The sequence below is a fragment of the Streptomyces sp. NBC_01166 genome, from assembly GCF_045039765.1.
Taxonomy (GTDB): domain Bacteria; phylum Actinomycetota; class Actinomycetes; order Streptomycetales; family Streptomycetaceae; genus Streptomyces.
On sequence record NZ_CP108613.1, the window covers coordinates 7,328,272 to 7,354,142 of the forward strand.

General features: G+C 72.0%; 20 protein-coding genes. 8 read left to right on the forward strand and 12 right to left on the reverse strand.

The window, feature by feature from the left end; genetic code table 11:
• Positions 1–13: 13 nt before the first annotated feature.
• Genes OG379_RS33095 through OG379_RS33110 form a run of 4 tightly spaced genes read right to left on the reverse strand, consistent with a single transcriptional unit; the run spans position 14 to position 5,146 of the window.
• Positions 14–1,693: a dipeptide ABC transporter ATP-binding protein gene (locus OG379_RS33095; RefSeq protein WP_405666808.1), complete on the reverse strand. Its 1,680-nt coding sequence runs from the start codon at positions 1,691–1,693 to the stop codon at positions 14–16.
• Positions 1,690–2,565: an ABC transporter permease gene (locus tag OG379_RS33100; RefSeq protein ID WP_405666809.1), complete on the reverse strand. Its 876-nt coding sequence runs from the start codon at positions 2,563–2,565 to the stop codon at positions 1,690–1,692. The genes OG379_RS33095 and OG379_RS33100 overlap by 4 nt, the downstream gene beginning before the upstream one ends.
• The gene (locus OG379_RS33105; protein ID WP_393767170.1) at positions 2,562–3,509 is read right to left on the reverse strand and encodes an ABC transporter permease; all 948 of its coding nucleotides are present in this window, start codon (positions 3,507–3,509) and stop codon (positions 2,562–2,564) included. Before OG379_RS33105 ends, OG379_RS33100 begins: the two co-directional genes overlap by 4 nt.
• Positions 3,506–5,146, reverse strand: a complete 1,641-nt coding sequence (locus OG379_RS33110) for an ABC transporter substrate-binding protein (protein WP_405666810.1) — start codon at positions 5,144–5,146, stop codon at positions 3,506–3,508. The genes OG379_RS33105 and OG379_RS33110 overlap by 4 nt, the downstream gene beginning before the upstream one ends.
• Before the next feature lie 487 nt (positions 5,147–5,633).
• On the opposite strand from OG379_RS33110, the gene OG379_RS33115 reads away from it, so the two are divergent.
• From OG379_RS33115 to OG379_RS33150, 8 genes are all read left to right on the forward strand, one after another.
• Entirely contained in the window at positions 5,634–7,181 is a 1,548-nt protein-coding gene (locus OG379_RS33115; protein ID WP_405666811.1) for an aldehyde dehydrogenase family protein, read from the forward strand.
• 74 nt (positions 7,182–7,255) lie between these two features.
• Complete coding sequence (locus OG379_RS33120; RefSeq protein ID WP_405666812.1) at positions 7,256–8,827, forward strand: GMC family oxidoreductase; 1,572 nt, start codon at positions 7,256–7,258, stop codon at positions 8,825–8,827.
• A complete protein-coding gene (locus OG379_RS33125) occupies positions 8,824–9,876 on the forward strand; it encodes a glycine betaine/L-proline ABC transporter ATP-binding protein (RefSeq protein WP_405666813.1) in 1,053 nt (350 codons plus the stop codon). Before OG379_RS33120 ends, OG379_RS33125 begins: the two co-directional genes overlap by 4 nt.
• Positions 9,876–11,858 carry an ABC transporter permease gene (locus tag OG379_RS33130; protein ID WP_405666814.1) on the forward strand — a complete coding sequence of 661 codons (1,983 nt, stop codon included), beginning with the start codon at positions 9,876–9,878 and terminating at the stop codon, positions 11,856–11,858. Before OG379_RS33125 ends, OG379_RS33130 begins: the two co-directional genes overlap by 1 nt.
• A 1-nt stretch (position 11,859) precedes the next feature.
• A complete protein-coding gene (locus OG379_RS33135; protein ID WP_405666815.1) occupies positions 11,860–12,843 on the forward strand; it encodes an ABC transporter substrate-binding protein in 984 nt (327 codons plus the stop codon).
• Positions 12,844–12,967: 124 nt separating this feature from the next.
• On the forward strand, positions 12,968–13,537 hold the full coding sequence (locus OG379_RS33140; RefSeq protein WP_405666816.1) for a PadR family transcriptional regulator: 570 nt from the start codon (positions 12,968–12,970) through the stop codon (positions 13,535–13,537).
• On the forward strand, positions 13,534–14,274 hold the full coding sequence (locus OG379_RS33145; RefSeq protein WP_405666817.1) for an ABC transporter ATP-binding protein: 741 nt from the start codon (positions 13,534–13,536) through the stop codon (positions 14,272–14,274). Before OG379_RS33140 ends, OG379_RS33145 begins: the two co-directional genes overlap by 4 nt.
• Positions 14,264–15,595: an FtsX-like permease family protein gene (locus tag OG379_RS33150; protein ID WP_405666818.1), complete on the forward strand. Its 1,332-nt coding sequence runs from the start codon at positions 14,264–14,266 to the stop codon at positions 15,593–15,595. Before OG379_RS33145 ends, OG379_RS33150 begins: the two co-directional genes overlap by 11 nt.
• On the opposite strand, the gene OG379_RS33155 is transcribed toward OG379_RS33150, so the two are convergent.
• The 8 genes from OG379_RS33155 to xylB form a co-directional block, all read right to left on the reverse strand.
• Positions 15,588–16,784, reverse strand: coding sequence for a low temperature requirement protein A (locus OG379_RS33155; protein ID WP_405666819.1), 1,197 nt, complete (start codon positions 16,782–16,784; stop codon positions 15,588–15,590). The two genes, OG379_RS33150 and OG379_RS33155, sit on opposite strands and share 8 nt — an antisense overlap.
• A gap of 140 nt (positions 16,785–16,924) precedes the next feature.
• Positions 16,925–18,019 (reverse strand): zinc-binding dehydrogenase, encoded by a 1,095-nt coding sequence (locus tag OG379_RS33160; protein WP_405666820.1) that lies wholly within the window; start codon positions 18,017–18,019, stop codon positions 16,925–16,927.
• A gap of 41 nt (positions 18,020–18,060) precedes the next feature.
• Positions 18,061–18,528, reverse strand: coding sequence for a DUF4334 domain-containing protein (locus tag OG379_RS33165; protein WP_405666821.1), 468 nt, complete (start codon positions 18,526–18,528; stop codon positions 18,061–18,063).
• Between the two features lie 159 nt (positions 18,529–18,687).
• Positions 18,688–20,577 carry an ABC transporter ATP-binding protein gene (locus OG379_RS33170; RefSeq protein WP_405666822.1) on the reverse strand — a complete coding sequence of 630 codons (1,890 nt, stop codon included), beginning with the start codon at positions 20,575–20,577 and terminating at the stop codon, positions 18,688–18,690.
• A gap of 99 nt (positions 20,578–20,676) precedes the next feature.
• Positions 20,677–22,044 (reverse strand): cytochrome P450, encoded by a 1,368-nt coding sequence (locus OG379_RS33175; protein WP_405666823.1) that lies wholly within the window; start codon positions 22,042–22,044, stop codon positions 20,677–20,679.
• A 151-nt stretch (positions 22,045–22,195) separates the two neighbouring features.
• Positions 22,196–23,020, reverse strand: coding sequence for a hypothetical protein (locus OG379_RS33180; protein WP_405666824.1), 825 nt, complete (start codon positions 23,018–23,020; stop codon positions 22,196–22,198).
• Positions 23,020–24,300: a VWA domain-containing protein gene (locus OG379_RS33185; RefSeq protein ID WP_393767201.1), complete on the reverse strand. Its 1,281-nt coding sequence runs from the start codon at positions 24,298–24,300 to the stop codon at positions 23,020–23,022. Before OG379_RS33185 ends, OG379_RS33180 begins: the two co-directional genes overlap by 1 nt.
• Positions 24,301–24,371: 71 nt before the next feature.
• Complete coding sequence (gene xylB / locus OG379_RS33190; protein WP_405666825.1) at positions 24,372–25,853, reverse strand: xylulokinase; 1,482 nt, start codon at positions 25,851–25,853, stop codon at positions 24,372–24,374.
• Positions 25,854–25,871 lie beyond the last annotated feature (18 nt).

Below are 25,871 nucleotides of genomic sequence, written 5' to 3' on the forward strand. Positions count from 1 at the left end.
TCCTTTGCAGCGGTCACAGGGTTGTGCGGGGGTGAGGAGAGGGGGCGGTGCCCGGCAGGCGCGGGACCGCGGCCAGCAGCCGGCGGGTGTACGGGTGCTGTGGTGAGCCCAGGACCTCGGCCACGGGCCCCTGTTCGACGACGACGCCGTCACGCATCACCAGTACCCGGTCGCTGACCTGCTGCACCACTGCCAGATCGTGCGAGATGAACAGCATGGCCAGGCCGTAGGCCGCCCGGAGCCGGGCCAGCAGCTCGAGGACCTGCGCCTGCACCGTCACGTCCAGCGCCGACACGGGCTCGTCGCAGACCAGCAGCCGGGGTGACGTGGCCAGCGCGCGGGCTATCGCGACCCGCTGACGCTGTCCGCCCGACAGCCCGGCCGGCCGGCGCTCCAGCAGGGCCGTCTCCAGACCGACCTGGTCGAGCAGCTCGGCCGCCCGCTCCCGGCGCCGCGCGGCCCGACCGGGCCCTGCCACGGACAGGGCCTCGTCCAGCAGGCGCCGTACGGTGAACCGGGGGTCGAACGACCCGAGCGGGTCCTGGTGGACCAGCTGTATGCCCCGGCGCAGGGGGCGCCGGCGCCGCTCGTCCAGCGCGCTCCACGGCTCGCCGTCCAGCAGCACCCGGCCCTCGTCGGGGGCCAGCAGCCCCATCGCCATGGCGGCCAGGGTGCTCTTGCCGGAACCGGACTCACCCACCACACCGAGTGTCTCGCCAGGAGCCACCGTGAAGTCGACGGACGAGACGGCGGTGCGCGTCCCGCCACCGGGGGAGCGGTACCTCTTGACCAGGCCTGCCCCGGACAGCAGGGGCCGTCCGGCCGGCTCCACCGGCCGGGCCCGCACCGGCAGGGGCCCGCGGCCCGGGACCGAGGCGATCAGCGTCCTGGTGTACGGGTGCTGCGGGGATCCGAGCACCGCGGCCGCCGGCCCGGACTCCACCACCCGCCCCTCGGTCATCACCGCGATCCGGTCCGCCAACTGTGCCACCAAGGCGAGGTCGTGGCTGATGAGCAGCAACGCGGTGCCCGACTCCTTGAGCTCCCGCAGGAGTTCCAGGACGCGGGCCTGGACCGTGACGTCCAGGGCGGTGGTGGGTTCGTCCGCGATCAGGACCCGGGGGCCGCCCGCCGTCGCCGAGGCGATCAGGGCCCGCTGGCGCAGCCCGCCGGACAGCTGATGCGGATACTGCCGGGCGCGCAGCTCCGGCTCCGGGACCCCCGCGTCCGCGAGCAGTCCGGTCACCCGGCCCGGCACCTCCGCGCGGGTGGCCAGGCGGTGGGCGAGGAGGGGTTCGGCGACCTCCGCGCCGACCCGCCGCAGCGGGTCCAGAGCCTGGAGGGCGTCCTGCGACACGAGCCCCACGACCCGGCCGCGCACGGCGCGCCAGTCCCGTTCCCGGAAGCCGGTGGTGTCCACGCCGTCCACCCGCATTCCTTCGCTGCGCACGGCCGACTCGGGTCCGGCCAGCCCGATCAGGGACCGGGCCGTGACGCTCTTGCCGGAGCCCGACTCGCCGACCAGTGCCAGGCATTCGCCCGGCGCGAGGGTGAGCGAGACATCGTGGACGACGGTCCGGCGCCCGCGGCCGTGGCCGAAGGAGACGGTCAGGCCGCGGACCGCCAGGACGGCGGTGGACGCCGCGGCCTCGCTCCCGGTGTCCGGTACGGAGTCCTTCGGGGGAGCGCTCATGCTCCTCGCCTGCCTTCCAGTCGGAGGTGCAGCTGCCGCCCGACCACGGTGACCGCGACCACCGACAGGGTGATCGCGGCCCCTGGGAACACCGCGATCCACCACGCGCTCTGCAGCGCGTCCCGGCCCTGGGCGAGCATCGCCCCCCACTCGGGGGCGGGTGCCTTCGGGCCGAGGCCGAGGAAGCTGAGCGCCGAACCGGAGATGATCGCCGTGCCCACCCCGAGCGTCGCGGGCACGACCAGCGGGCCGAGCGTGTTGGGCAGTACATGGCGCAGCACCACCGTCCGGCGGCGGAGCCCGAGCCCGACGGCGGAGCGGATGTACTCGGCCCGGCGCACCACCTGGGCCTGCCCCCGGACGAGACGTGCGTAACCGGGTACGGAGGAGACCGCGATGGCCAGCGCCGCGTTCACGGAGCTGGGCCCGACGACGGCGATCACCAACAGGGCCAGCAGCAGTTCCGGCAGGGCGAGCATCACGTCCATGGACCGCATCGCCACCTGGTCCGCGAACCGCCCGAGCAGCGCGGCGGGCAGCCCGATCAGCAGACCGACCGAGACGCCGAGCACCGTGGCGCCGACGCCGAGGAGCAGGGAGTGGCGCGCTCCGTGGATCACCCGGGCGTACACGTCACGGCCCAACTGGTCCGTGCCGAACCAGTGTTCGGCGCCGGGGGGCAGCAGGGCGGCCACCGGATCGGCGTCGGTCGCGGACGCGTGGGTCAGCAGTCCGGGGCTCACGCACGCGACGGCGGCGACGGCCAGCACGGTCAGGGCGAGCGCCAGCCCCGGCCGGAACACGGCCAGCCGCTCGCGCAGCGGGACGGACGGAGGCCGCGCCACGGCCAGCCCGGCGGGAGGTGCGCTCATGCGGGGCTCCTGAGCCGCGGATCCGCCCACAGACAGAGCAGGTCCGCGCATGCGTTGACGACGAGATAGACGAGGGCGGACAGCAGCACCAGGCCGACGACGACGGGGATGTCACGGCCGGAGATGGCGTCCAGGGCCACCCGGCCGAGGCCCGGCCGGGCGAACACGGTCTCCACCAGAACCGTCCCGCCCAGCAGGCCGCCCGCCAGCCACCCGCTCAGCGTCACGGCCGGCACGGCGGCGTGCCTCAGCGCGTGCCGGAGCCGCAGCCCCGTACCGCTCAGCCCCCGGGAGCGCGCGGTGAGCGCGAACGGCTGGTGCAGGGCCGCCTCCATCCCCTCCCGGAGCACCTGGGCGAGCAGGGACCCGAACGGCACCGCCAGCGTGACGGCCGGCAGCACCAGGGACCGCCAGTCGCCCGCGCCGGCCACCGGGAACACGTTCAACCGGAACGAGAACAGCGTCAGCAGCACGATGCCGAGCCAGAAGGCGGGCGTCGAGACGGCCACCAGCTCCGCTCCCGAGACCGCACCCCGCACCCGGCGCCGCCGGCCCGCGGTGGCGGCCGCCGTGACCACCGCCGTGACCACCAGCAGCGCCAGGGCACTGAGCGCCAGCTGGGCGGTGTCGCCGAGCTGCTCACCGATGATCAGCGAGACGGGCTGCTGCTGCTGGTAGGAGGTGCCCAGGTCACCCGTGACCAGCCTCGACAGGAACGAGACGTACTGCACGGCCGCGGGGTCGTCCAGGTGGTACTCGTGCCGGATCTGGTCGCGCAGCGCCGACGAGTCGGTGGCAGAGGCGCCGAGCAGGGTCGTCACCGGGTCCCCGGGCACGAGATGGAGTACCAGGAAGGTCAGGCTCGCCGCGCCCCAGAGCACCAGCACGGCGCCGACCGCGCGGTGCAGCAGCCAGCGCGCGACGGGTGGGAAGGCCCCGCTCACCTCGTACTCTTCCAGACCCCGGCGAACTGGGGCCACGCGTTGGCGTCGAAGGTGAGTCCCTCCGCGCCACGGGCGACGCCGACGGAGGTGACCGGCACGTACAGGGGGAGCACGGTCGCGTGGTCGACGGCCCAGCGCTCCACCTTGGCGTACGACTTCTCGCGTACGGCCGGCTCGGCCTCGCCGGCGCCCGCCCGCAGCCAGCTGTCGACCTGCTTGTCCTCGGTCCGTGAGACGTTCTGACCACCCGCCGCGGGCAGGTTGGACGAGAGGTAGAAGCCGGCCAGGATCGCCGGGTCGGCGCGGACCCAGGCGTTGTCCCACACGTCGTAGTCGCCCGTGCCGTAGCGCTCGAAGTAGGCGCCGGTCTCCACCGGGTCGCGGACCAGGTCGATGCCGTTCTTCTTCAGTTCGGCCTGCACGGCCTCGCCCAGCACGTCGCGCTGGTCGCGCACGAGGGCGCCGATGAACGGCCAGTGCAGTGCGAGCCGTTGCCCGTCCTTGGTGCGGTAGCCCTTGGCGTCCCGGCCGCTCCAGCCGGCCTCGTCCAGCAGTTCGGCGGCGGCCGCCGGGTCGTGCTCCACCGCGCCCTCGATGGACTTGTCGTACGCGGCGGGTGTGGCGGGGCTCAGCGGGCTCCAGGCGCGTTCGTACTCACCGCGGTAGATGCTCTTGACCAGCGCGTCCACATCGACGGACTGCTGGAAGGCCCGGCGTACCCGCTCGTCGCGGAGCGGGCCGCGGGTGGTGTTGAGGTAGAGGGAGTAGGCGGCGCCGGGGGACTGCTGCCTGGTCAGCCGCAGGGAATCGTCGCGCTGCACGGCCGCGGCCGAGGTCACAGGGACGGCGGCCGCGTCGACCTGACGGCTGGTCAGGGCGCCCGTGCGCACGGAGTCCTCGGGGAGGAAGCGGACGACCAGCTTGTCCACGAGGGGCGGACCCTGGTGGGCCGCGCCTTGCGCGGCCCAGGCGTAGTCCTTGTTGCGGACGAACTCGGCCCGGTCGTTCTTCACGTACCGCTCCGAGCGGTACGGGCCCGTACCGACCGAGTACTTCCCGCCCGCGCAGAGCTTGTCCTTGAACTCGGTCAGGGAGCGGGGCGAGGCGATGCCGAGATACGGGGTCGAGGCCGCCTGGAGGAAGGGGATGTTGGGCTCGGAGAACGTGACCTTGATGCTGTGCTTGCCGAGGACCTCGCTGCCGCTGTAGGGGCCGAGCAGGGCGGCGGCGTACAGCGACTTGGTGGCGGGGTCCTTGATGTGTTCGAGGTTGGCCTTCACCGCTGCGGCGTCGAACGCGGTCCCGTCGTGGAAGGTGACGTCGTCGCGCAGCTGGAAGGTGTAGGTGCGAGCATCCTCGGAGACCGTCCAGGACGTGGCGAGCCAGGGGTGCAGCTTGCCCTTGGCGTCCAGCTGGACCAGGGAGTCGAAGACGTTGCGCTGGACGACGGCGGTGATGTCACCGGGGCTGGTGTGCGGGTCGAGGCACGAGGTGCCTACTGCGGCGGCGTAGGTGAACGTGCCCCCACGCACCGGTTCGCCTCCCTTGCGGTCAGCCTGCTCACCGCCGCTGCCGCAGGCGGTGACTAACAGCAGCAGGGCGGTGACAGTGACGGCCGCGACAGGTCTTGTGGCCATGAGCCTCTCCATACGTGGTGCGAAGCGCTGGTAGGGACGGGGCGCCCGGTGTGAGGGAGTCCGGGGCTTGTGTGCGGCCGGCCGTTCCCCGGCCGCGGTGCCGCGCTGCGTGTACGACGGCCTGGACGCGGTTGGGCATGCCGCACCCGCGCCGGCCGGGACATGCCGTCGAGCGGGGCGGCATGAGGCTGTAGAGTACGAACTTTTCGTCTGTCCGTCAATCATCTGAAAAAAGATTAAATGTTGCGCGATTGTGTCGTATCCCTGTTCCTCGGGGCGTCGCGCGGAGAAGTCTGCTAAGCGGTCGCAAGGGCTGTCGGGCCTCGCGGGAGTGAGTCACATCACTCAGAGTGAAAATTTCGGCATACATCTCGGTGAGCCGGACAGGGGTCCAGGCTGCTGGTGCGCCATACCCCGGACGCCGGCACGCAGCAGTGCTCGGCCGGACCGGTGCGGAGCAATTCAGGCACGGAAGGCAGATCACTACATGTCGGCTACTCACCCGTCGGCTCCCCGCCCGGCCGCACCGCGCGACGCGGTGCTGGAGACCGTTCACATCGACGGCGTCTGGCGCCACGCGGTCTCCGGCGCGACCCGCGAGATCCTCGACCCCGCCGACGCCACGGTCCTCGCCCTCGTCTCCGAGGGCGGCACCGAGGACACCGACGCGGCCGTGGCCGCCGCCCGCCGCGCCTTCGACGACGGCCCCTGGCCCCACCGGCCCGTCGCCGAGCGCGCCGAGCTGCTGCGGCGGGTCGCCGGGCTCCTCCAGCGGGACCGCGAGGAGATCGCGATCACCGAGAGCCGCGACACCGGCAAAACCCTGGAGGAGGGCCGCGTCGACGTCGACGACGTCACCAACGCCTTCCGCTACTTCGCCGACCTCGTCATGAACGAGAGCGGCGGCCGGGTCGTCGACGCCGGCGACCCCGATGTCCACAGCGTCGTCGTGCACGAGCCGGTCGGTGTCTGCGCCCTGATCGCACCGTGGAACTACCCGCTGCTCCAGGCCAGCTGGAAGATCGCCCCGGCACTCGCGGCGGGCAACACCTTCGTGCTCAAGCCCAGCGAGGTCACCCCGCTCTCCACCGTCCACCTGATCCGGCTGCTCGCCGAGGCAGGACTTCCCGACGGCGCCGCCAACCTCGTCACCGGCGCGGGCGACCCCGTCGGCGCCCGGCTCTCCGAACACCCGGACGTCGACCTGGTCTCCTTCACCGGCGGGCTCGCCAGCGGCACGAAGGTCGCCCAGGCCGCGGCGCCCACGGTCAAGAAGGTCGCCCTTGAGCTCGGTGGCAAGAACCCCAACGTCGTGTTCGCCGACGCCTGCGCCACCGACGAAGGCTTCGACACCACCGTCGACCAGGCACTCAACGCCGCGTTCTTCCACAGCGGCCAGGTCTGCTCCGCCGGCGCCCGCCTCATCATCGAGGAGTCCGTCCGCGACCGCTTCGTCACCGAACTCGCCCGCCGCGCCGACGCGATCCGGCTCGGCCGGGGCACCGTCGACGGCGTCGAGTGCGGCCCGCTGGTCTCCGCGCAGCAACTCGCCAAGGTCGAGGCGTACGTGGCCTCCGCCCGCGAACAGGGCGCGGTCGTCCGCTCCGGCGGAGCGCGCCCCGAACCCTCCGACATCCGGCCGGCGAGCGGCTACTTCTACCGGCCGACCGTCCTGGACGGCTGCCACCGCGAGATGAAGGTGGTCCGCGAGGAGACCTTCGGCCCGATCCTCACCGTCGAGACCTTCCGTACCGAGGAGGAGGCCGTCAGGCTGGCCAACGACACGGACTACGGCCTCGCGGGCGCCGTGTGGACCACCGACGCGGGCCGCGCCCGGCGCGTCGCCGGCCGGCTGCGGCACGGCACGGTCTGGATCAACGACTACCACCCCTACCTCCCGCAGGCCGAGTGGGGCGGCTTCGGCAAGTCCGGTACGGGCCGGGAGCTCGGCCCCACCGGTCTCGCCGAGTACCGCGAGTCCAAGCACATCTACCAGAACCTCAACCCGCGTCCGCAGCGCTGGTTCGCCGGCTGAACAGGCCGTCTCCCTCCCCGCCCCGCTGTTCGCAGCACCACGCACACGCCAGCACCTTGCAGAAGGAGCAACCGATGCCCCCGTCCCCCAGCACCGCACGCCCCGAACCTGTCGACTACGTGATCGTGGGAGGCGGCACCGCCGGCTCGGTCATAGCCTCCCGCCTCACCGAGGACCCCGACGTCACCGTCACCGTCATCGAGGGCGGCCCCACCGACATCGACCGCGAGGACGTCCTCACCCTCCGCCGCTGGCTCGGCCTGCTCGGCGGCGACCTCGACTACGACTACCCCACCACCGAACAGCCCCGCGGCAACTCCCACATCCGGCACAGCCGCGCCCGCGTCCTCGGCGGCTGCTCCTCGCACAACACGCTGATCAGCTTCAAGCCGCTGCCCGGAGACTGGGACGAATGGGCCGAGGCCGGCGCCGACGGCTGGGACGCCGCCGCGATGGACCCCTACTTCGACCGGCTGCGCAACAACATCGTTCCCGTCGACGAGAAGGACCGGAACGCCATTGCCCGCGACTTCGTCGACGCCGCCCAGGCGGCGGCCGGCGTCCCGCGCGTGGACAGCTTCAACAAGAAGCCCTTCCACGAGGGCGCCGGTTTCTTCGACCTGGCCTACCACCCGGAGAACAACAAGCGCTCCTCCGCGTCCGTCGCCTACCTCCACCCGCACATCGAGGCCGGCGACCGCCCCAACCTCTCGATCCTGCTGGAGACATGGGCGTACCGCCTGGAGTTCGACGGCAACCGGGCCACCGGGGTGCATGTACGCACCAAGGACGGCGAGGAGATGCTGCTGCGCGCCGCTCGTGAAGTCATCGTCTGCGCGGGCGCGGTGGACACGCCCCGGCTGCTGATGCACTCCGGGATCGGCCCGGCGAAGGACCTCACCGAGCTCGGCATCCCCGTCCTCCACGACGCACCGGGCGTCGGCGAGAACCTGCTCGACCACCCCGAGTCGGTCATCGTCTGGGAGACCGACGGGCCCATCCCGGAGAACTCCGCGATGGACTCCGACGCGGGCCTGTTCGTACGGCGCGACCCCGGATCCCGGGGCCCCGACCTGATGTTCCACTTCTACCAGATCCCCTTCACCGACAACCCGGAGCGCCTCGGCTACGAGAGGCCCGAGCACGGCGTGTCGATGACCCCGAACATCCCCAAGCCGCGCAGCCGCGGCCGCCTCTACCTCACCAGCGCCGACCCCGAGGTCAAGCCGGCCCTGGACTTCCGCTACTTCACCGACGAGGACGACTACGACGGCCGCACCCTGGTCGACGGCATCAAGCTCGCCCGCGAGATAGCGAAGACCGAACCGCTGGCCCACTGGCTCAAGCGCGAGGTGTGCCCGGGGCCCGAGGTCACGTCCGACGAGGACATCAGCGAGTACGCCCGCAAGGTCGCGCACACCGTCTACCACCCCGCCGGCACCTGCCGGATCGGGGCCGAGGGCGATCCGGCGGCCGTCGTCGACCCCCAGCTGCGGGTCCAGGGACTGGAGGGCATCCGGATCGCCGACGCGTCCGTCTTCCCCACCATGCCCGCGGTGAACCCCATGATCGGCGTCCTGATGGTGGGCGAGAAGTGCGCCGAGCTGCTCCGAGCGACCCCGACCACCGGAGGCGATGTCCGATGACCGAAGCCGGTACCCCTGTGTTCAGCGTCAAGGACCTCTGGAAGGTCTTCGGCCCCAAGGCCGACCGCATCCCCGGCAGCGAGTACGCCGCTCTGCCCCCCGCCGAACTGCGCGAGCGCACCGGCTGCACCGCCGCCGTGCGTGACGTCTCCTTCGACGTCCAGAAGGGGGAAGTCTTCGTCGTCATGGGTCTGTCGGGATCCGGCAAGTCCACCCTCGTGCGCTGTCTGACCCGGCTCATCGAGCCCACCAGCGGCTCCCTCGCCATCGACGGCGAGGACGTCCTGGCCATGGACACCACCCGGCTGCGTGAACTGCGCCGCCACCGCGCCGCGATGGTCTTCCAGCACTTCGGGCTGCTGCCGCACCGCACCGTCCTCGACAACGTCGCCTACGGCCTGGAGATCCAGGGCCTCGGGAAGGCCGAACGCCGGGCCAAGGCCGCCGAACTGGTCGAGAAGGTCGGCCTCGCGGGCCTCGAGGACCGCCGCCCCGCCCAGCTCTCCGGCGGTCAGCAGCAGCGCGTCGGCCTCGCCCGCGCACTCGCCGTCGACCCGTCCGTCCTCCTCTTCGACGAACCGTTCAGCGCGCTCGACCCGCTGATCCGGCGCGAGATGCAGGACGAGGTCGTCCGGCTGCACCGTGAGGAGGGCCGAACGATGGTCTTCATCACCCACGACCTCAGCGAGGCGCTCCGGCTGGGCACCCGCATCGCGCTGATGCGCGACGGCGGCATCGTCCAGCTCGGCACCCCCGAGGAGATCGTCGGCTCGCCCGCCGACGACTACGTACGCGAGTTCGTCCGGGACGTCCCGCGGGAACAGGTGCTCACCGTCGCCACCGCCATGCGTCCGCCGACCCCCGGCGAGGGCGACAACGGCCCCGCGGTCCGGCCCGGCGCCACCGTCTCCGAAGCCATTGAGGCCGTCTCCCGTTCCGGCGACCCGGTCGCACGGGTGGTGGAGGGAGGCAAGCTGCTCGGCGTCGTCGACCACGCGTGTCTGCTCGACGTGGTCGCGGGTTCGGAGCCCCGCGAGGTGGCTGCCTGATGGCCACCGCCCAAGCCACCACGCGTACCGCCTCCGGACCTCCGGGGAGCGGACCGCTAGGCCTCCTTCGCGACCGGCCCGCCCTCGGCAAGATCCTTCTCCTGCTGGTGATCGCCGCCGTAGCCGTACCCTTCGCGCACGCCCGCTGGGGCGGCGGACTCTGGCCCGGCGCCCTGACCGTCGACCTGAGCGGACCGCTCGGCGACGTCAACGACTGGATCATCGGCAACCGTGACAGCCACCCGCTGTTCCTCTACTTCTTCGGCCACATCAGCAACGCCGTCGTCCTGTCGGTGCGCGGGGTCTACCTGGCGCTGCTCGCCCTCGGCTGGGCCGGTGTCACCGCCGTCGCCGCGCTCGTCGCCTGGCGTACGGCGGGATGGCGCCTCGCGCTGACCGCCGGGCTCTCCTTCCTCGTCTGCGGGCTGCTCGGCATGTGGGTGCCGACCATGCAGACCCTCGCCCTGATGACCGTCGCGGTCCTCACCTCGGTGGTGCTGGGACTGCTCCTCGGACTCGCCGCCGGCCTCTCGGACCGTACGTTCCGTGTCCTGCGCCCCGTCCTGGACACCATGCAGGTGCTGCCCGCCTTCGCCTATCTGCTGCCCGTCGTGCTGGTCTTCGGCATCGGCGTGCCCGGCGCGGTCCTCGCGACCGTCGTCTACGCGGCTCCGCCGATGGCCCGGCTCACCGCGCTCGGACTGCGCGGCGCCGACGCGGGCGTCATGGAGGCCGTCGCCTCGCTCGGCGCGACCGGCAGGCAGCGCCTGCTCAGCGCGCGGCTGCCGCTGGCCCGCAAGGAGCTGCTCCTCGGCCTCAACCAGACCATCATGATGGCGCTGTCCATGGCCGTCATCGCTTCCGTGATCGGCGCCGGCGGTCTCGGCGACCGCGTCTACCAGGCACTCTCCTCCGTCGACGTCGGAGCCGCGCTCGCCGCGGGCATCCCCATCGTGCTGCTTGCCGTCGTGCTGGACCGCACGACAGAAGCGGCCGGCCGGAAGATCGGTACGGAACCCACCGGTCCGCCGGCATTGCGCGGGGTACGCGGCTGGGGGCTCGCCGCCCTGATCGCCGCCGCCGTAGCCGTCGTGGGCCGCTTCACCGGAGGCCGCATCTGGCCCGAGGGCGGCATCGTCGCCATCGCGGAACCGGTCAACACGGCCAAGGACTGGATGGTCGACCACCTCTACACCGGCGTCCCCGTCATCGGCGGAACCGCCGACTGGGCCGCGCACTTCACCAACTGGATCCTCAACCCGCTCCGCAGCGGACTGCAGGGTCTGCCCTGGTGGGGCGTGCTGCTGATCGTCGCCGCCCTCGCCTGGACCATCGGCACCTGGCGGACCGCGCTCACCGCCGTGCTGGCCATGGCCGCCATCGGAGTCCTCGGCGTGTGGGACCTGTCGATGGACACGCTCAGCCAGGTCATCGCCGCCGTCGCCGTCACCCTGGTCCTCGGCTTCGGCATCGCCGTCGGCGCCGCGCGCAGCAGGCGCCTCGAACGGCTGCTGCGACCCGTACTGGACGTCTTCCAGACGATGCCGCAGTTCGTCTACCTCATCCCGGTCGTCGCCCTCTTCGGCGTCGGGCGCGCCCCCGCCGCCGCGGCGGCGGTCGTCTACGCGCTCCCCGCCGTCGTCCGCATCACCACCCAGGGACTGCGGGGCGTCGACCCCGCCGCGATGGAGTGCGCCCGTTCGCTCGGCGCCACCAGCGGCCAGCAGCTGCGCCAGGTACAGATCCCCCTGGCCAGGCCCGCGCTGCTGCTGGCGGTCAACCAGGGCGTGGTCCTGGTCCTCGCGGTCGTCATCATCGGCGGTCTCGTCGGCTCCGGCGCACTCGGTTACGAGGTCGTGTTCGGCCTCGCCCAGGGCGACCTCGCCACCGGTCTCGTCGCGGGGGCCGCCATCGTCTGCCTGGGGCTGATGCTGGACCGTGTCACCCAGCCCACCGCACGCCGCCAGCGGAAGGAGAGCTGACATGGCTCGCACCCGTACCCGCACCCGCCTCCGCACGTCCGCGATCGTCGCCTCGGCCGGCGCGCTGCTGGCCGTCACCGGCTGCGGAGCGGCGGACATGACCAAGCAGGCCTCGCCGTTCGCGGCACCCGCGGACATCAAGACCGTGACCCTCTCGGTACAGTCGTGGGTCGGCGCACAGGCCAACGTCGCCGTCGCGCAGAAGATCCTCGAGGACAAACTCGGCTACCGCGTCGACCTCGTCCAGACCGACGAGGTGCCCGCCTGGGACGCCCTCAGCCAGGGCCGGGTGGACGCCATCCTGGAGGACTGGGGCCACCCCGACCAGGAGCAGCTGTACGTCAAGGACAAGAAGACCATCGTCCCCGGGGGCGACCTCGGAGTCACGGGCCACATCGGCTGGTACGTCCCCAAGTACTGGGCGGACGAGCACCCTGACGTCACGAACTGGAAGAACCTCGACAAGTACGCGGACGAGCTGCGCACCGCGGAGAGCGGTGACAAGGGCCAGCTGATGGACGGTTCACCGTCCTACGTCACCAACGACAAGGCGCTGGTGAAGAATCTCGGCCTGGACTACAAGGTGGTCTTCGCCGGATCCGAGGCCGCGCAGATCACCCAGATGCAGCAGTTCGCCAAGGAGAAGAAGCCCTTCCTCAGCTACTGGTACCAGCCGCAGTGGCTGTTCAACGAGGTGCCGATGGTCGAGGTGGAGCTCCCGGAGTACTCCGACGCCTGCGCGGCCAAGGACCCCGCGGACATCGACTGCGCGTACCCGACGACCCCGCTCCAGAAGTACCTGAACGCGGACTTCTCGAAGCGCGGAGGGGAAGCCGCCGCCTTCCTGAAGAAGTTCGAGTGGTCGGAGAAGGACCAGAACGAGGTCTCCGAGCTGATCGCCTCCGAACGCCTGACGCCCGACGAGGCGGCCACCCGCTGGATCGAGAAGCACCCCGCCACCTGGAGGAAGTGGCTGGACCGGTGAGCTGAGCCGAGGACTCCCTCCGCCCTCGTCAGCCGCCGCGGCACCTGCCGCGGCGGCTGACGTGCGTCCGGGACCCTGGCGCTCACTATTCGCTCAGTACATGTACTGAGGATATAGTCCGCCCATGAGTACCCGTCATGTCCTCCTGGGCCTGCTCGCGGCCGGGCCCTGCCACGGCTACGACCTGAAGCGGCAGTACGACTCCCGCTTCCCGCAGGCCCGCCCGCTCGCGTACGGGCAGGTCTACACGACGCTGCAACGCCTGGTACGTGACGGCCTGGCCGCGGTCGAGGGCACCGACTCCGACGGCGGACCGGAGCGCACCCTCTACCGGTCCACCGGTGAGGGATCACGTGAACTGGACCGCTGGGCCGAGGAGATCACCGTGCCCGCGCCCTTCGTGACGAACGAGATCTTCGCGAAGGTCGTGGTCTCGATCCTCGTCGCGGCGGTCCCCGCGCAGCCGGGCCAGGACGGACGGAAACCCGACGCCGCAGCGCATCTGAGAGCCCAGCGCGCCGCCCACATGGAGCGCATGCGGGAGCTCACCGCACTCAAGACCTCTCCGGGCGCCGATCTCAGCACTGTGCTCTCGGCCGACTACGCCCTTGTCCATCTCGACGCCGACGTGCGGTGGATGACCACCACCGCGGCCCGCATCGACACTCTGACCTCGGAGGTCAACGGAACATGAACGCACGGGACGAAGAGCTTCCATCGGGGGCGGGCGCGCTGATCTCGGCGCGCGGTCTGCGGAAGTCGTACGGGAAGACGGAGGCGCTGCGAGGCGCCTCCCTCGACCTCCACGAGGGCGAGATCCTGGCCGTCACCGGCACGAGCGGCAGCGGGAAGTCCACCTTGCTGCACTGTCTGTCGGGGATCGTCCGCCCCGACGACGGCGTCGTCGCGTACGGGAAGGAGGATCTCGGCCTGCTCCCCGAGCAGCGGCTCAGCGAGCTGCGGCGCAGCGACTTCGGGGTGGTGTTCCAGTTCGGGCAGCTGATCCCCGAACTCACCGCGCTCGACAACGTGGCGCTGCCCCTGCTGCTCGCGGGGATACGCCGCGGCACCGCGAACGAGCAGGCCGGCGAGTGGCTGGAGCGTTTCGGTATCCGCGGGCAGGCGGACCTGCGCCCGGGCGAGATGAGCGGCGGGCAGAGCCAACGGGTGGCACTGGCACGCGCCTTGGTCACCGGACCGAAGGCTGTCTTCGCGGACGAGCCCACCGGGGCGCTCGACTCGCTCGCCGGGGAACAGGTGATGACCGCCCTGGTGCACGCAGCCCGGGAATCGGCCACGGCGGTCCTGCTGATCACCCATGACGCGCAGACCGCGGCGTACGCGGACCGAGAGGTGTGGTTGCGGGACGGGGTCGTCCACTCCGGATCCGCCGCTGTCACCGGCCATGAGGCGGTTCGCCATGAGGGCTGACATCCGCATCGCCTGGATCCTCGCGCGCGGCTCGGAACGCCGCGAGTGGTGGAGGATCCTGCTCACCGCGCTGGGGGCCCTTGCCGCCACGGGCTTCGCGCTCGCGGCGGTAGCGATCTCCGCGATCCCGGGGCAGGTGTCGATCCCCTACGGACACGGCCTGCTCAACCAACCCGGCGAGCGCGCCGGTGTGGTGCTCACACTCGTCCTCCTGGTGCTGCCCGTACTGGGATTCCTCGGCCAGTGCGCCCGCATCGGCGCCGTGCACCGGCACCGGAGGATGGCCGGGATGCGGCTCACCGGCGCGACCCCCACGCAGGTCCGGAGGATCGCCGCGGTGGAGTCCGCGTTCCCCTCACTGCCCGGCTCCGTGGCGGGTGTCGCCGCCTTCGCCGTACTCCTCGCCGCAACGGGGCACGCGCCGCGTCCCGCGGCCTGGGCGGGCTTCGCTGCGGTCGTCCTCGCCGTTCCGGTGGCCGCGGCGCTGGTCAGCGTCTTCGCCCTGCGGCACGTGGTCGCGTCGCCGCTCGACCAGGTGCGCCGTTCGGCCCCGGACCCGGGGCGCCGGGCGCTTTTCGGCTTCCTGCTCGGGTCCGTGCTGATCTCCGCGGCCGGTTTGCTCGTCCTTTTCCCCACCACCATCCGCTCCGCGGCGTTCCTGTTGCTGGTCCTCGCTCTTGTGTTCGTCACCGGGGCGGGTGCCATCTGGGCGGCCGGGGCATCGGCGTCGTTCCTGGGCCGGCGGCTCACCCGCCGTGCGCAACATCCGGCGGTGCTCATCGCCGCCGGCCGCCTCGCGCACGACCCCTGGGCGGCCGCGCGCACCCACGCCGCGCTCGTGCTGGTCACCGTCGTCGGGGTGGGCTTCGTGGGTGTGCGGGCCGTCCTGCTCGCCGACCTGCATGCTCAGGACGCCCTGGCGATGGACATGGGGTTCTACACCACCGGCATCGGCGTCGCCGGATCCGCCGTCCTGGTCGCCCTGGCGATCAGTCTCTGCGGTCTCGCCGTGGGCACGGCCGAGTCGCTGGCCACGCGCCGCAGAGGCCTGGCGGCCCAGGCCGCCGCCGGGGTGCCCCACGAGGTCCTGGCCCGAGCCGCGCTCCTGGAGACCGCGCTCCCCCTGGCGCCCGCGCTTCTGCTCGCCGGCGCCGGGGGAACGGTGGTGTACCTGGCGTACGCCAGGTACGTGGGCGGGCCCGTCCCCCTGCTCCCGCTCCTCGTTCCCGTGGTGGTCTACGCGGCCTGCCTGCTGGCCGCGGCGACATCTCTGCCGCTCCTGCGGCGTGTGTCGCATCCGGCCGAACTCCGGTTCACTTAACGGCCTCGGAGAGATCTGTCCCGCCGCCCGCTCGCGCCGCCACCACCAGCGTGGCGGCGACCAGCGCGGCGGCCAGGAGGCCGGTGGCGAGGACCGGGACCGGGATGAACGTCATGGCCAGCACGGCGAGGACGGCCACCGGGTGGATGAGGTCGTTGCGGCTGCGGAGTTCGTCCGCCCGGTGGTGCAGCAGCCACACCAAGGTGATGAAGATCGCCACCGGGACGGTGAACGTCGCGGCGGCGGCGCGGTCGGAGAGGTGGCCGTGACCGGTGGTGTGGGCGACGTTGACCGCCAGTCCGGCGCCGACCGCCGCGGCCGAGGCGAAGACGGCGTAGTGGCCGTAGCCCCAGAGGATCGCCGACCTGAGGCCGGTGAGCTTCCTGGGGGCGTTCTGGGAGAAGTAGAGCCACCACAGGGCGAACACGGTGAGTACGCCGCCGACGACGAGGGTCGCGATGTCGCCGAGCGCCGTCTCCTCGTCGAGGGCCGTACGGACGGCCGCGGTGGCTGCCGTCATGGTCTCGCCGAGGACGATGAGCGTGAACAGGCCGTACCGCTCGGCGATGTGGTGCGGGTGCCAGGTGGTCATGGCCGCGTTCTCGGCCCACACGGGGACGGCGATCTCGGCCAGGACCAGGACGGCGAACGTCGCCAGGCCCCAGTCCTCCGGCAGTGCCAGGCGGGCGACCCAGCCGACCTGCACGATCAGGACGCCCACCGCGTAACGAAGGCAGGAGCGCCGCCGTTCGGGGTCGGAGCGGGCGGCGCGCAGCCATTGGGTGACCATGGCCAGCCGCATGATCACGTAGCCCCAGGTGATGACGGTGAAGTCCTCGTGCTGGAGGGCCTCCGCCGCACCGGCGGCCACGACGAGGGCACCGACGATCTGGACCAGCGTCAGCAGCCGGTACGGGACGTCGTCGGTGTCGTACGCGGAGGCGAACCAGGTGAAGTTCATCCACGCCCACCAGATGGCGAAGAACACCATGGCGTAGCCGAGGACGCCGTGCCCGATGTGGCCTTCGGCGAGTTCGTGCTCGAAGGCGGCCGACGCCTGGGCGACGGCGGTGACGAAGCACAGGTCGAAGAACAGCTCGAGCATGGTCGCCGAGCGGTGTGCCTCCCCGGTGTTGCGGGCGGTCATCGGCCGGATCCATGCGCCGAAGGGGGAGTGTGACTGACTCATGCGTACCCGGTTTCAGGAGTGGGAGCCGGGTCGGGCCGACTCGACGGACACCGGTCACGTTACGAGCGGGCGCAGGAAGCACGCAACGTCGACAGGCCGCCTCCCGGTGGTGGTCACGACCCGCCGGGAGCGGGACCTGCCTAGAAGGACGTGATGACGACCCGTGCCACGTCAGGGTCCTGGAGGGCGGCGTAACCGGCGTCGATCCCGTCCAGGGCGATCTCCCGGGAGACGAGGTCGTCGAGGTTCAGGCGTCCCCGCAGATACAGGTCCGCGTAACGGGGGATGTCGCGCCGGGGATTCCCCGATCCCATGATCAGGCCCTGGATCCGCTTCTGCTGCAGCAGAAGCCGGGGCAGCGACAACAGCAGGTCTCCTCCGCTCCCCGCCAGGCCCACGACGTACACGCCGCCCCCGAGGGCCGTCATGCGCAGCGCCAGTTCCGTCGTAGCCCCGACGCCGACCATGTCGAAGGCGTGCAGTACGCCGCCCCCGGTCAGCTCGCGGACGGCCGCGGCGGCGTCCGTGGTGGCGGAGTTGACCACGTCCGTGGCGCCGTGGGCCATCGCACGCCGCAGTTTGCCGTCCTGCACGTCGACCGCGACGATGCGGGAGGCCCCCGCGATCTTGGCCGCGCCGACCGCGTTGAGTCCTACGCCCCCGGCGCCGATCACGGCCACGGTCTCACCTGCCGTGACGCGGGCGCCGTTGAGGACGGATCCCGCGCCGGTCAGCACCGCGCACCCCAGCAGGGCGGCCTGAGGGAAAGGCATCCGGCGCGGTACTGCGGTCAGCTGGTTCTCGTGGACGAGGGCCCGTTGGGCGAAGCCGCCCAGCCCCATCCCCTGCGTGAGGGGCCGGCCGGCGCGGCTGAGCCGTGGTCCTTCCCGCCCGGCATCGCGCAGCGTCGTCCCGGGGCGTCCGCACTGGTACACCCTGCCGTCGAGGCACGCGGGGCAGTTGCCGCACCACTGGACGAGGCAGCCCACGACGTGGTCCCCGGCCGCGAACGCCCCGCCGTCCGGGCCGACGGCGACGACCACACCGGAGATCTCGTGTCCCAGGACGACGGGCGGGGGGAAGTCGCCGAAGGCATGGGTGGCGACGGTGAGGTCGGTGTGGCAGAGACCGGACGCCCTCACCTCCACCAGCACCTCGCGGCCCGTGGGTTCGGAGATGTCGACGTCCCGGAGGGCGAATCCACTGCCCAGCGCGTCCACCACTGCGGCTCTCACGAATCAGCTCCGTCCCCGTCGGCCGGACACCTCGGGCCGGCTCAGACGCGGTCGAGGAAGAAGTAGTAGAAAGGTCCGTCGGGGCCGACACCCTTGCGGTTCATGATGCCCATCAAGGTGCGGTCGTCGACCGCCTTGAAATGGTCGAACACCGGTTGACCGTCGTAGACCATGGTGGCCGTCGACTCACCCCGGAACTCGACCATCCACAGACTCGCCTCCCCCTTGCCGAGTTCGGTGTCGCTGTAGAGCCGGCCGTCCTCCCCTCGCATCATGAGCGGCTTCGCGTCGCCCGCCGAGAGGAACGTCTTGCCGTACCAACCGACCTTCTGCAGCATCCCGTTGAGCGGATGTCCGGTCTCGAACTCGCCGCCCTTCCACTCGCCGAGGACGTCGTCGACGAGGACGGTCGGCAACGCGGCCCAGACGCCGTCGAGTTCCGCGGCCGGGACGGTGGAGTCCTTGGCGCGCAGGGCGGAGAACAGGGTCCGTGCCTCGTCGATGTCCATGGCTTCCCTCCACATCGGGGTGAAACAAACGTCCACAGTATGTATCACTGTTGCGGAGAGGGCCAGAGGGCCAGAGGGCCAGAGGGCCAGAGGGCCAGAGGGCCAGAGGGCCAGAGGGCCAGAGGGCCAGAGGGCGGTCGGGGCGGTGCTGCCCGCCGGTCAGCGCAGTGCGTGGGTCTCCGCGTCTCCCGGCCGCTCGAACTGGGTGCGGTGCAGCTCCTCGTACCGCCCTCCGGCGGCCAGCAGCTCCTCGTGCGTGCCCCGCTCGACGACCCGGCCGTCCTCGACGACCAGGATCAGATCCGCCGCCCGCACCGTCGACAGCCGGTGGGCGATGACCACGGCCGTGCGGCCCTCCAGGGCCTCGGCCAGTGCCTCCTGGACGGCCGCCTCCGAGGTGGAGTCCAGGTGAGCGGTCGCCTCGTCGAGGATCACCACCCGCTGACGGGCCAGCAGCAGCCGGGCGATGGTGAGCCGCTGGCGTTCGCCGCCGGAGAGGCGGTAGCCGCGCTCGCCGACCACGGTGTCCAGTCCTTCGGGCAGCGAGGCGACCAGGCCGTCCAGGCGGGAGCGGCGCAGCGCGTCCCAGATGTCCTCCTCGGTGGCCCCCGGCCGGGCGAGCAGCAGATTGGCGCGCACCGACTCGTGGAAGAGGTGACCGTCCTGGGTGACCATGCCGAGCGTCTCCCGGATCGAATCGGCCGTCAGGTCGCGTACGTCCACTCCGTTCAGCCGCACGGCGCCCGCGTCGGCGTCGTACAGCCGGGGGAGGAGCTGCGCGATCGTCGACTTCCCGGCTCCGGACGAGCCCACGAGCGCGACCATCCGGCCCGGCTCGGCCGTGAAGGAGACGTCGTGCAGCACCTGCGCGCCACCCCCGGAGTCGAGCGTGGCGACCTCTTCGAGCGAGGCGAGGGAGACCTTGTCGGCGGTGGGGTAGCCGAAGGAGACCCCGTCGAACTCCACGGAGACCGGCCCGTCCGGCACCCGGCGGGCGTCGGGCTTCTCGGTGATCAGCGGCTTCAGGTCGAGGATCTCGAAGACCCGCTCGAAGCTGACCAGGGCGCTCATCACCTCGACCCGGGCCCCTGCCAGAGCCGTCAGCGGTGCGTAGAGCCGGGTGAGGAGCAGGGCCAGTGCGACGACGGCCCCGGGCTCCAGGCTGCCGCGCAGCGCGTAGTAGCCGCCGAGCCCGTAGACCAGCGCGAGGGCCAGTGCCGAGACCAGGGTGAGCGCCGTGATGAAGGTGGACTGCAGCATCGCCGTACGGATGCCGATGTCACGCACCCGGCTCGCCCGCGAGGCGAATTCGGCGGACTCGTCGGCGGGCCGTCCGAAGAGCTTGATCAGCGTCGCACCCGGCGCCGAGAAGCGCTCGGTCATCTGGGTGCCCATGGTGGCGTTGTGGCCGGCGGCCTCCCGCTGGAGATCGGCCATGCGGGAACCCATCCGGCGGGCGGGTACGACGAACACCGGCAGCAGCACCAGGGCGAGCAGCGTGATCTGCCAGGAGATCGTGAGCATCACGGCCAGGGTCAGCAGCAGCGTGACGAGGTTGGAGACGACACCGGACAGCGTGTTGCTGAAGGCCCGCTGGGCGCCGATCACGTCGTTGTTGAGCCGGCTGACCAGCGCACCCGTCCTGGTGCGGGTGAAGAAGGCGACGGGCATCCGCTGCACGTGGTCGAAGACGGCGGTACGCAGATCGAGGATCAGCCCCTCGCCGAGGGTCGCCGACAGCCACCGGGTGAGGAGTCCGAGCCCCGCCTCCGCCACGGCGATCAGGGCGATCAGCAGGGCGAGCCGGGTGACCGTTCCACCGTCCTCGCCCTGCACGATCGCGTCGACGACCTGCCCGGCGAGCACCGGTGTGGCCACCGCCAGCAGGGCGGTGACCACACTGACGAGCAGGAAGCGGAGAATCCTGTCCCGGTGGGGCCGGGCGAACCTTCCGATGCGGCGCAGCGTGGCCTTGGAGAACGGTCTGCGATCCTTCTGCGCGTTCACGGTGCTGTGCAGTGAATGCCACGCGGTGACTTCCATGTCCATGCGGTGCCTCCGGGAAAGTCGGTCGGTATGCGTGGCACGCTAGGACCTCAAGCAAGCTTGAGGTCAAGCGTTCCCGGCCGGCTTCACCCGTCGGCGCGTTCAGCGCGCCCGTACGGTCGCCATGACCTCCCGGTCGGGCTGCAGGGTCAGCGTCGGTACGGGGCCGACGGGGCCCGGGTCCACCTCCAGCTGGAACCGGCGCGCCAGGACGGCGAGGATCAGCACCGACTCCACCATCGCGAAGCGCGTACCGAGGCAGACCCGGGGCCCGCCGCCGAACGGGAACCAGGCGTACTCCGGGATCTCGTCCACGGCCTCCGCGTCCCAGCGCTCCGGGCGGAACGCCTCGGGCTCCGGGAACCACCGTTCGTCCCGGTGGGTCGCCCACTGGCTGCTCCACACCCGTGTGCCCTCCGGCATCGGTACGCCGCCGATCCGGGCCCCCTCCTTGGCGATCCCGGTGACCAGCCAGATCGTCGGATACAGCCGGAGGGTCTCCTTCACCACCGCCTGGGCGTACGGCAGCCGTGCGTAGTCGTCGATCCCCGGCTCCCGGTCACCGAGGACCCGGTCCAGCTCCTCGGTGAGCGCCGCCAGGGCGTGCGGAGTGCGGGAGAGCAGGTACCAGGCCCACACCAGCGTGGAACTGGTCGTCTCGTGACCGCCGATGTAGAGGGTGACCGTCTCGTCGCGGATCTCCTGGTCGGAGAGGTGCGCCCCGGTCTCGTCCACCGCGGTCAGCAGCCGGCTCAGCAGGTCGGGGTGTTCCCCGTCGCCGTCCCGGTGCCGGGCCACCACGCGACCGACCTCCGCGTCGATCACCGCCGCGGCCTTCCTGATCCTGGCCCGCCCGGGTGTGGGCACCCAGTCGGGCAGGACGGCACCGAGTCCGCTGAACTCCTTGCCGATCTCCTGCTGGGCGATGTCCATCGCGCGGCCCATCGACTCCGCGTCGGCCGGTGTGTCCACCCCGAAGATGGTGCGGACGGCGATCTTCTGCGTCAGGGCCGCCATCTCCCGCTTGATGTCGACGCGTTCACCGCCCGACCAGGTGTCGGCCAGCTCCACCGCGCACGCCGTCATCGTGGAGGCGTACGACTTCACCTGCTTGGGCCGCACCGAGGGCTGCACCAGCGACCGCTTGCGCCGCCAGTCGGTGCCGCGCGCGACGACGACGCCGTTGCCCATGACCGTACGGAAGGCGACGCCCAGCAGCGGCTGGTCGAAGGTGCGTTCCGTCTCGGTGAGCAGCTCCCCGACGCACTCGGGATCGGCGATGAAGACGCAGTCTTTGCGGCCGAAGCGCCAGCGAACCATGTCCCCGTACCCTCGCAGCCGCTCGAAGAAGGCCAGGGGGTCCTTGCCGAACTGCGGCAGGCTTCCCAGCAGGGGGAGGCCCCTCGGCCCCTGGACGATCCGGTGGCCGCGCGGCTCGGCGTCGAGGGCCGCACCGGTTTCCGTGGACATGGGGAACTCCCGTCATCTGCCTTGTGCAGTACGTGAGTTGCAGAGCCTAATGCCAGTCGGCCACGGGTTCGAGAGGGGCCTTCGCAGGGGGCCCGGTGTGCCAGAGGGCCGCAGGTGGCGTCCTGCGGCCCTCTGGTCCCGTGCTGCGCGATCAGACCCCCGGCGGCACCCGGGAAGGACGACCGCCGCCGCGGGTGAGGCCGTAGCCGAACACCGCAGCCAGCGCGGCGAGTACGCCTCCGCCGACGGTCCACAGCCAGCGGTCGGTCCACCATCCGGAGGACCAGCCGTCCTCCGGCTCGCCGGCGGCCGGGGCGCCGCCCTGCGCGGAGGCGACGGAGACGCCCGGCACCAGGGGTTCGGCGAGGGAGCCGCCCACGTCGTGGGCGCCGCCCTGGCCGTCGGAGGTGACCTCGGTCTCCACGTGGACCGGCAGACCGAGGTCCTCCTCGGCCAGGCCGACCACCGTGAGGCGCACGTAGTAGGTGCCGGGCAGCGGGTCGGACGCCCACGGCTCGGACCAGGCGCGGACCGTACGCAGTACACAGGACAGCTCGACGGTGCCCGCGTCCGGTGCCGCCTTCCTGGTCTGGTGGCCGTACATGCAGGCCTGCCGGCGGCGGAGCCCGTCGTAGACGTCGACCTGCCAGGTCGACGCGCCGTGCCGGGTGGCGCTCTCCGGAAGGCTCACCTTCGCGCGGACGGTGGGGCGTTGGCCCGAGTCCGCGGGGAACGACCAGTAGAGGAAGTCACCCGTGGACGCGTCGGCGGTGGCCGTCTGTTCCTGGCGCATCGCCGTGGCGGTGCGGAAGGTGGTGCCGGCCTCGGTCGGTCCCGCCGTCCCGTCCTCCGCGGGGCTCGCGCTCGCGGACGGGTCGTCGGCGACGGCGGCGCCCGCCGAGGTCAGCAGGGTGACGGCGGCCAGCAGCGCGCCCGCACACGCGCGGCCGAAGGTGGTTCTGCCGGTGGTACGCATCAGTTGGTCCTCCATACGGCAACGCGCCAGCGCGAGATCCAGCCGAACAGCAGACCCGCGATCAGTCCGGTCAGCACCATGACGCCCAGCAGCCACCAGCCACGGCCCAGGCCGAAGGCGGCGACGTCGGAGGCGTCGTCGGAGGCGTCCACGACGTCGATGGTGAGCTCGACGGGCATGCCGGGAGTGGTCTTCACGGACGGGGGTGCCGAGAAGGAGTTGCTGAGCTGGAGGCAGACGGCCTCGGCGGCGGGCTTCACGTCCGTGTCGTCCGCGTCGTCCTGGTCGGGCTTCGGGTACCGCAGCCCGGTGGAGACGGCGTCCGTGCGCCCCGTGCCGGACTCCGAGCCCCGGACGATCTCGCGGCCGTGGGTGGTCACCGCGCGCAGCAGGACCCCGTAGTCGTCGTTCACGGCGCGGTCCGCCGCCACGCTCACCGAGGCGCGCAGTTCCTGGCCGGGCAGGACGTCCACCCGGTACCAGCGGTGCTTGCCGATCTCCTGGCGGTCCGTGTAGAGCCCGGCCTTCAGCTCCGGGGCCGCGGAGCAGCTGCCCGCACCCTCGGTGGCCACGGGGGTGATGACGGGCTCCGCGGCACGGTCCACCAACTGCTTGACGCGTCCCGAGAGTTCATCGGTGTGCTGGACCGCCGTGTAGGTGCCGCCGGTGGCCTCGGCGATGCAGGTCAACTGCTGCCGGATCTTGGCGTTCGGCACCAGGCCGAGCGTGTCGATGACCAGGTGGATCCCCCGGGCGGCGATGTCGCGCGCGACCTCGCACGGGTCGAGCGGGCCGCAGGTGTCCTCGCCGTCGGTGATCAGGACGATCCGCCGGGTGGCGTCCCCGCCCTCGAGGTCGTCGGCGGCACCGAGCAGGGCGGGCCCGATCGGGGTCCAGCCGGTCGGCGCCAGAGTGGCCACGGCGGTCTTGGCCTCGGTGCGGTCGAGCGGACCGACCGGGTAGAGCTGCTTGGTGTCCTTGCAGCCGACCTTCCGGTCGTCGCCCGGGTAGTCGGCGCCGAGCGTACGGATGCCGAGCTCCACCTCCTCGGGCACCGCGTCCAGGACGTCGTTGAAGGCCTGCTTGGCGGCGGATATGCGGGACTCGCCGTCGATGTCACGGGTGCGCATGGAGCCGCTGACGTCAAGGACCAGTTCGACCTTGGGTGATGCGGCGGTGGAGGGTTCGTCTGCGGCGGCCGGAAGGGCGGTGCCGAGCCCGGCGGCCAGGGTGGCGAGCAGGACGCACACCCCGGCCGTCAGCCGTTTTCTTATGATCATCGCCGGATCCTATTGAAGATCCGCAGTCATCCCCAAAACGCGTGCGCCGGACGCGATTTCGGGGCCCTGCCTCATCCGCCGAGCAGGGGCTCCGCGGCCTTGTCCAGCACCGAACCGACGTGCTCCCAGGTCTTGGTGTCCCGTTCCACGGGCGGGAGTTCGGCGTCGTCCGACTTGGCGTTCCAGCGCGTGGCGATGGCCACCGGGTCGCCGCCGCCCGCCGCGGAGGCGGCCAGCGCGGCCGCACCCAGCGCGACCAGTTCGCCGCTGCCCGGCACGATCAGGGGTCGCCCGGAGAGCCGGCGCACGGTCTCCACCCATGTGCGGCCCTGGGCACCGCCGCCGATCAGCCGCAGCGGCCGGCCCGCGACCTCGGGGTCGGCCGGGTCGAGGCCGCAGGCCCGCAGGAGTTCGTCGAGTGCCCGCAGCACGGTGAAGGCCGCGCCCTCGTACGCCGCGCCCAGCAGCTGCTGCGGTGTGGTGTCGTGCCGGAGTCCGGTGAGGAGCCCGGAGGAGGTGGGCAGGTCAGGGGTGCGCTCCCCGTCCAGGTACGGGAGGAGGACGGCCTCACCGCCGGGCGTCGCGTCGTCACGGTGCAGCCCCAGCAGGGAGGCCACCTTGTCGACGGCCAGCGTGCAGTTCAGGGTGCAGGCCAGCGGGAGGTACGTACCGTCGGCGGCGGCGAAGCCGGAGAGGGCCGTGGATTCCGGGCGGGTCCGGGAGGCGGCGAAGACCGTGCCCGAGGTGCCCAGGCTCAGGACAGGATGGTCCAGCAGCCCCGCACCGCCCAGGCCGAGACCGACCGCGGCGCTCATGTTGTCACCGGTGCCGGCCGCGACGGCGATTCCGGCCGGCAGGCCGAGCGCCTCCGCCGCGGACTCGGTCAGGGAGCCGATCCGGGTCCCGCCCGTCGCCGCGACCTCGGGCAGCATGGAGAGGTCCAGGCCGAGCCGGTCGAGCAGCTCCGGGTCGTAGGCGCCCGTGGCGGTGGAGTACCAGCACGTGCCCGACGCGTCGCCCGGGTCCGTCGCGGCGACGCCCGCGAGCCGCTCCGTGAGGAAGTCGTGGGGCAGTCGCACGGAGGCCGTCGCCTCGGCGTTCGCCGGCTCGTTCTCGCGCAGCCACCGCCACTTCGTCGCGGTCATGGAGGCGACGGGCACCGTGCCCGTACGGGCGGTCCACGCCTCGGGGCCGCCCAGCTCGGCGACGAGCGCGGCGGCCTGGGGCGCGGAGCGCGTGTCGTTCCAGAGGAGTGCGGGGCGCAGCGGGCGGCCGGTCCGGTCGAGGGCCACGAGTCCGTGCTGCTGTCCCGCGACGGCGATGCCGATGACGGAGGACGCGGAGAGGCCCGACTCCTTGAGCCCGACCGCCACGGCGTCGCACAGCGCCTGCCACCAGACCTCGGGGTCGGTCTCGCGCGCCCCGCCATCGCCGGTGACGACGTGCTGGGCGCGGCCGACGGCCAGCAGCTCACCGGTCTCGGTGTCGGTGACTGCAGCCTTCGTGGACTGGGTGGAGCTGTCCACGCCGATGACGACGGTACGCGGCGGCATGGGCTACCTCTTCTCGTG

Excerpts from the sequence above, each read along its gene's own strand:
- OG379_RS33155 (WP_405666819.1), bottom strand. The coding sequence starts at position 16,784 with ATGAGTCAGTCACACTCCCCCTTCGGCGCATGGATCCGGCCGATGACC.
- OG379_RS33180 (WP_405666824.1), bottom strand. The coding sequence starts at position 23,020 with ATGCGTACCACCGGCAGAACCACCTTCGGCCGCGCGTGTGCGGGCGCG.
- xylB (WP_405666825.1), bottom strand. The coding sequence starts at position 25,853 with ATGCCGCCGCGTACCGTCGTCATCGGCGTGGACAGCTCCACCCAGTCC.
- OG379_RS33175 (WP_405666823.1), bottom strand. The coding sequence starts at position 22,044 with ATGTCCACGGAAACCGGTGCGGCCCTCGACGCCGAGCCGCGCGGCCAC.
- OG379_RS33095 (WP_405666808.1), bottom strand. The coding sequence starts at position 1,693 with ATGAGCGCTCCCCCGAAGGACTCCGTACCGGACACCGGGAGCGAGGCC.
- OG379_RS33125 (WP_405666813.1), top strand. The coding sequence starts at position 8,824 with ATGACCGAAGCCGGTACCCCTGTGTTCAGCGTCAAGGACCTCTGGAAG.
- OG379_RS33120 (WP_405666812.1), top strand. The coding sequence starts at position 7,256 with ATGCCCCCGTCCCCCAGCACCGCACGCCCCGAACCTGTCGACTACGTG.
- OG379_RS33135 (WP_405666815.1), top strand. The coding sequence starts at position 11,860 with ATGGCTCGCACCCGTACCCGCACCCGCCTCCGCACGTCCGCGATCGTC.
- OG379_RS33130 (WP_405666814.1), top strand. The coding sequence starts at position 9,876 with ATGGCCACCGCCCAAGCCACCACGCGTACCGCCTCCGGACCTCCGGGG.
- OG379_RS33165 (WP_405666821.1), bottom strand. The coding sequence starts at position 18,528 with ATGGACATCGACGAGGCACGGACCCTGTTCTCCGCCCTGCGCGCCAAG.
- OG379_RS33140 (WP_405666816.1), top strand. The coding sequence starts at position 12,968 with ATGAGTACCCGTCATGTCCTCCTGGGCCTGCTCGCGGCCGGGCCCTGC.
- OG379_RS33185 (WP_393767201.1), bottom strand. The coding sequence starts at position 24,300 with ATGATCATAAGAAAACGGCTGACGGCCGGGGTGTGCGTCCTGCTCGCC.
- OG379_RS33145 (WP_405666817.1), top strand. The coding sequence starts at position 13,534 with ATGAACGCACGGGACGAAGAGCTTCCATCGGGGGCGGGCGCGCTGATC.
- OG379_RS33115 (WP_405666811.1), top strand. The coding sequence starts at position 5,634 with ATGTCGGCTACTCACCCGTCGGCTCCCCGCCCGGCCGCACCGCGCGAC.
- OG379_RS33100 (WP_405666809.1), bottom strand. The coding sequence starts at position 2,565 with ATGAGCGCACCTCCCGCCGGGCTGGCCGTGGCGCGGCCTCCGTCCGTC.
- OG379_RS33110 (WP_405666810.1), bottom strand. The coding sequence starts at position 5,146 with ATGGCCACAAGACCTGTCGCGGCCGTCACTGTCACCGCCCTGCTGCTG.
- OG379_RS33150 (WP_405666818.1), top strand. The coding sequence starts at position 14,264 with ATGAGGGCTGACATCCGCATCGCCTGGATCCTCGCGCGCGGCTCGGAA.
- OG379_RS33170 (WP_405666822.1), bottom strand. The coding sequence starts at position 20,577 with ATGGACATGGAAGTCACCGCGTGGCATTCACTGCACAGCACCGTGAAC.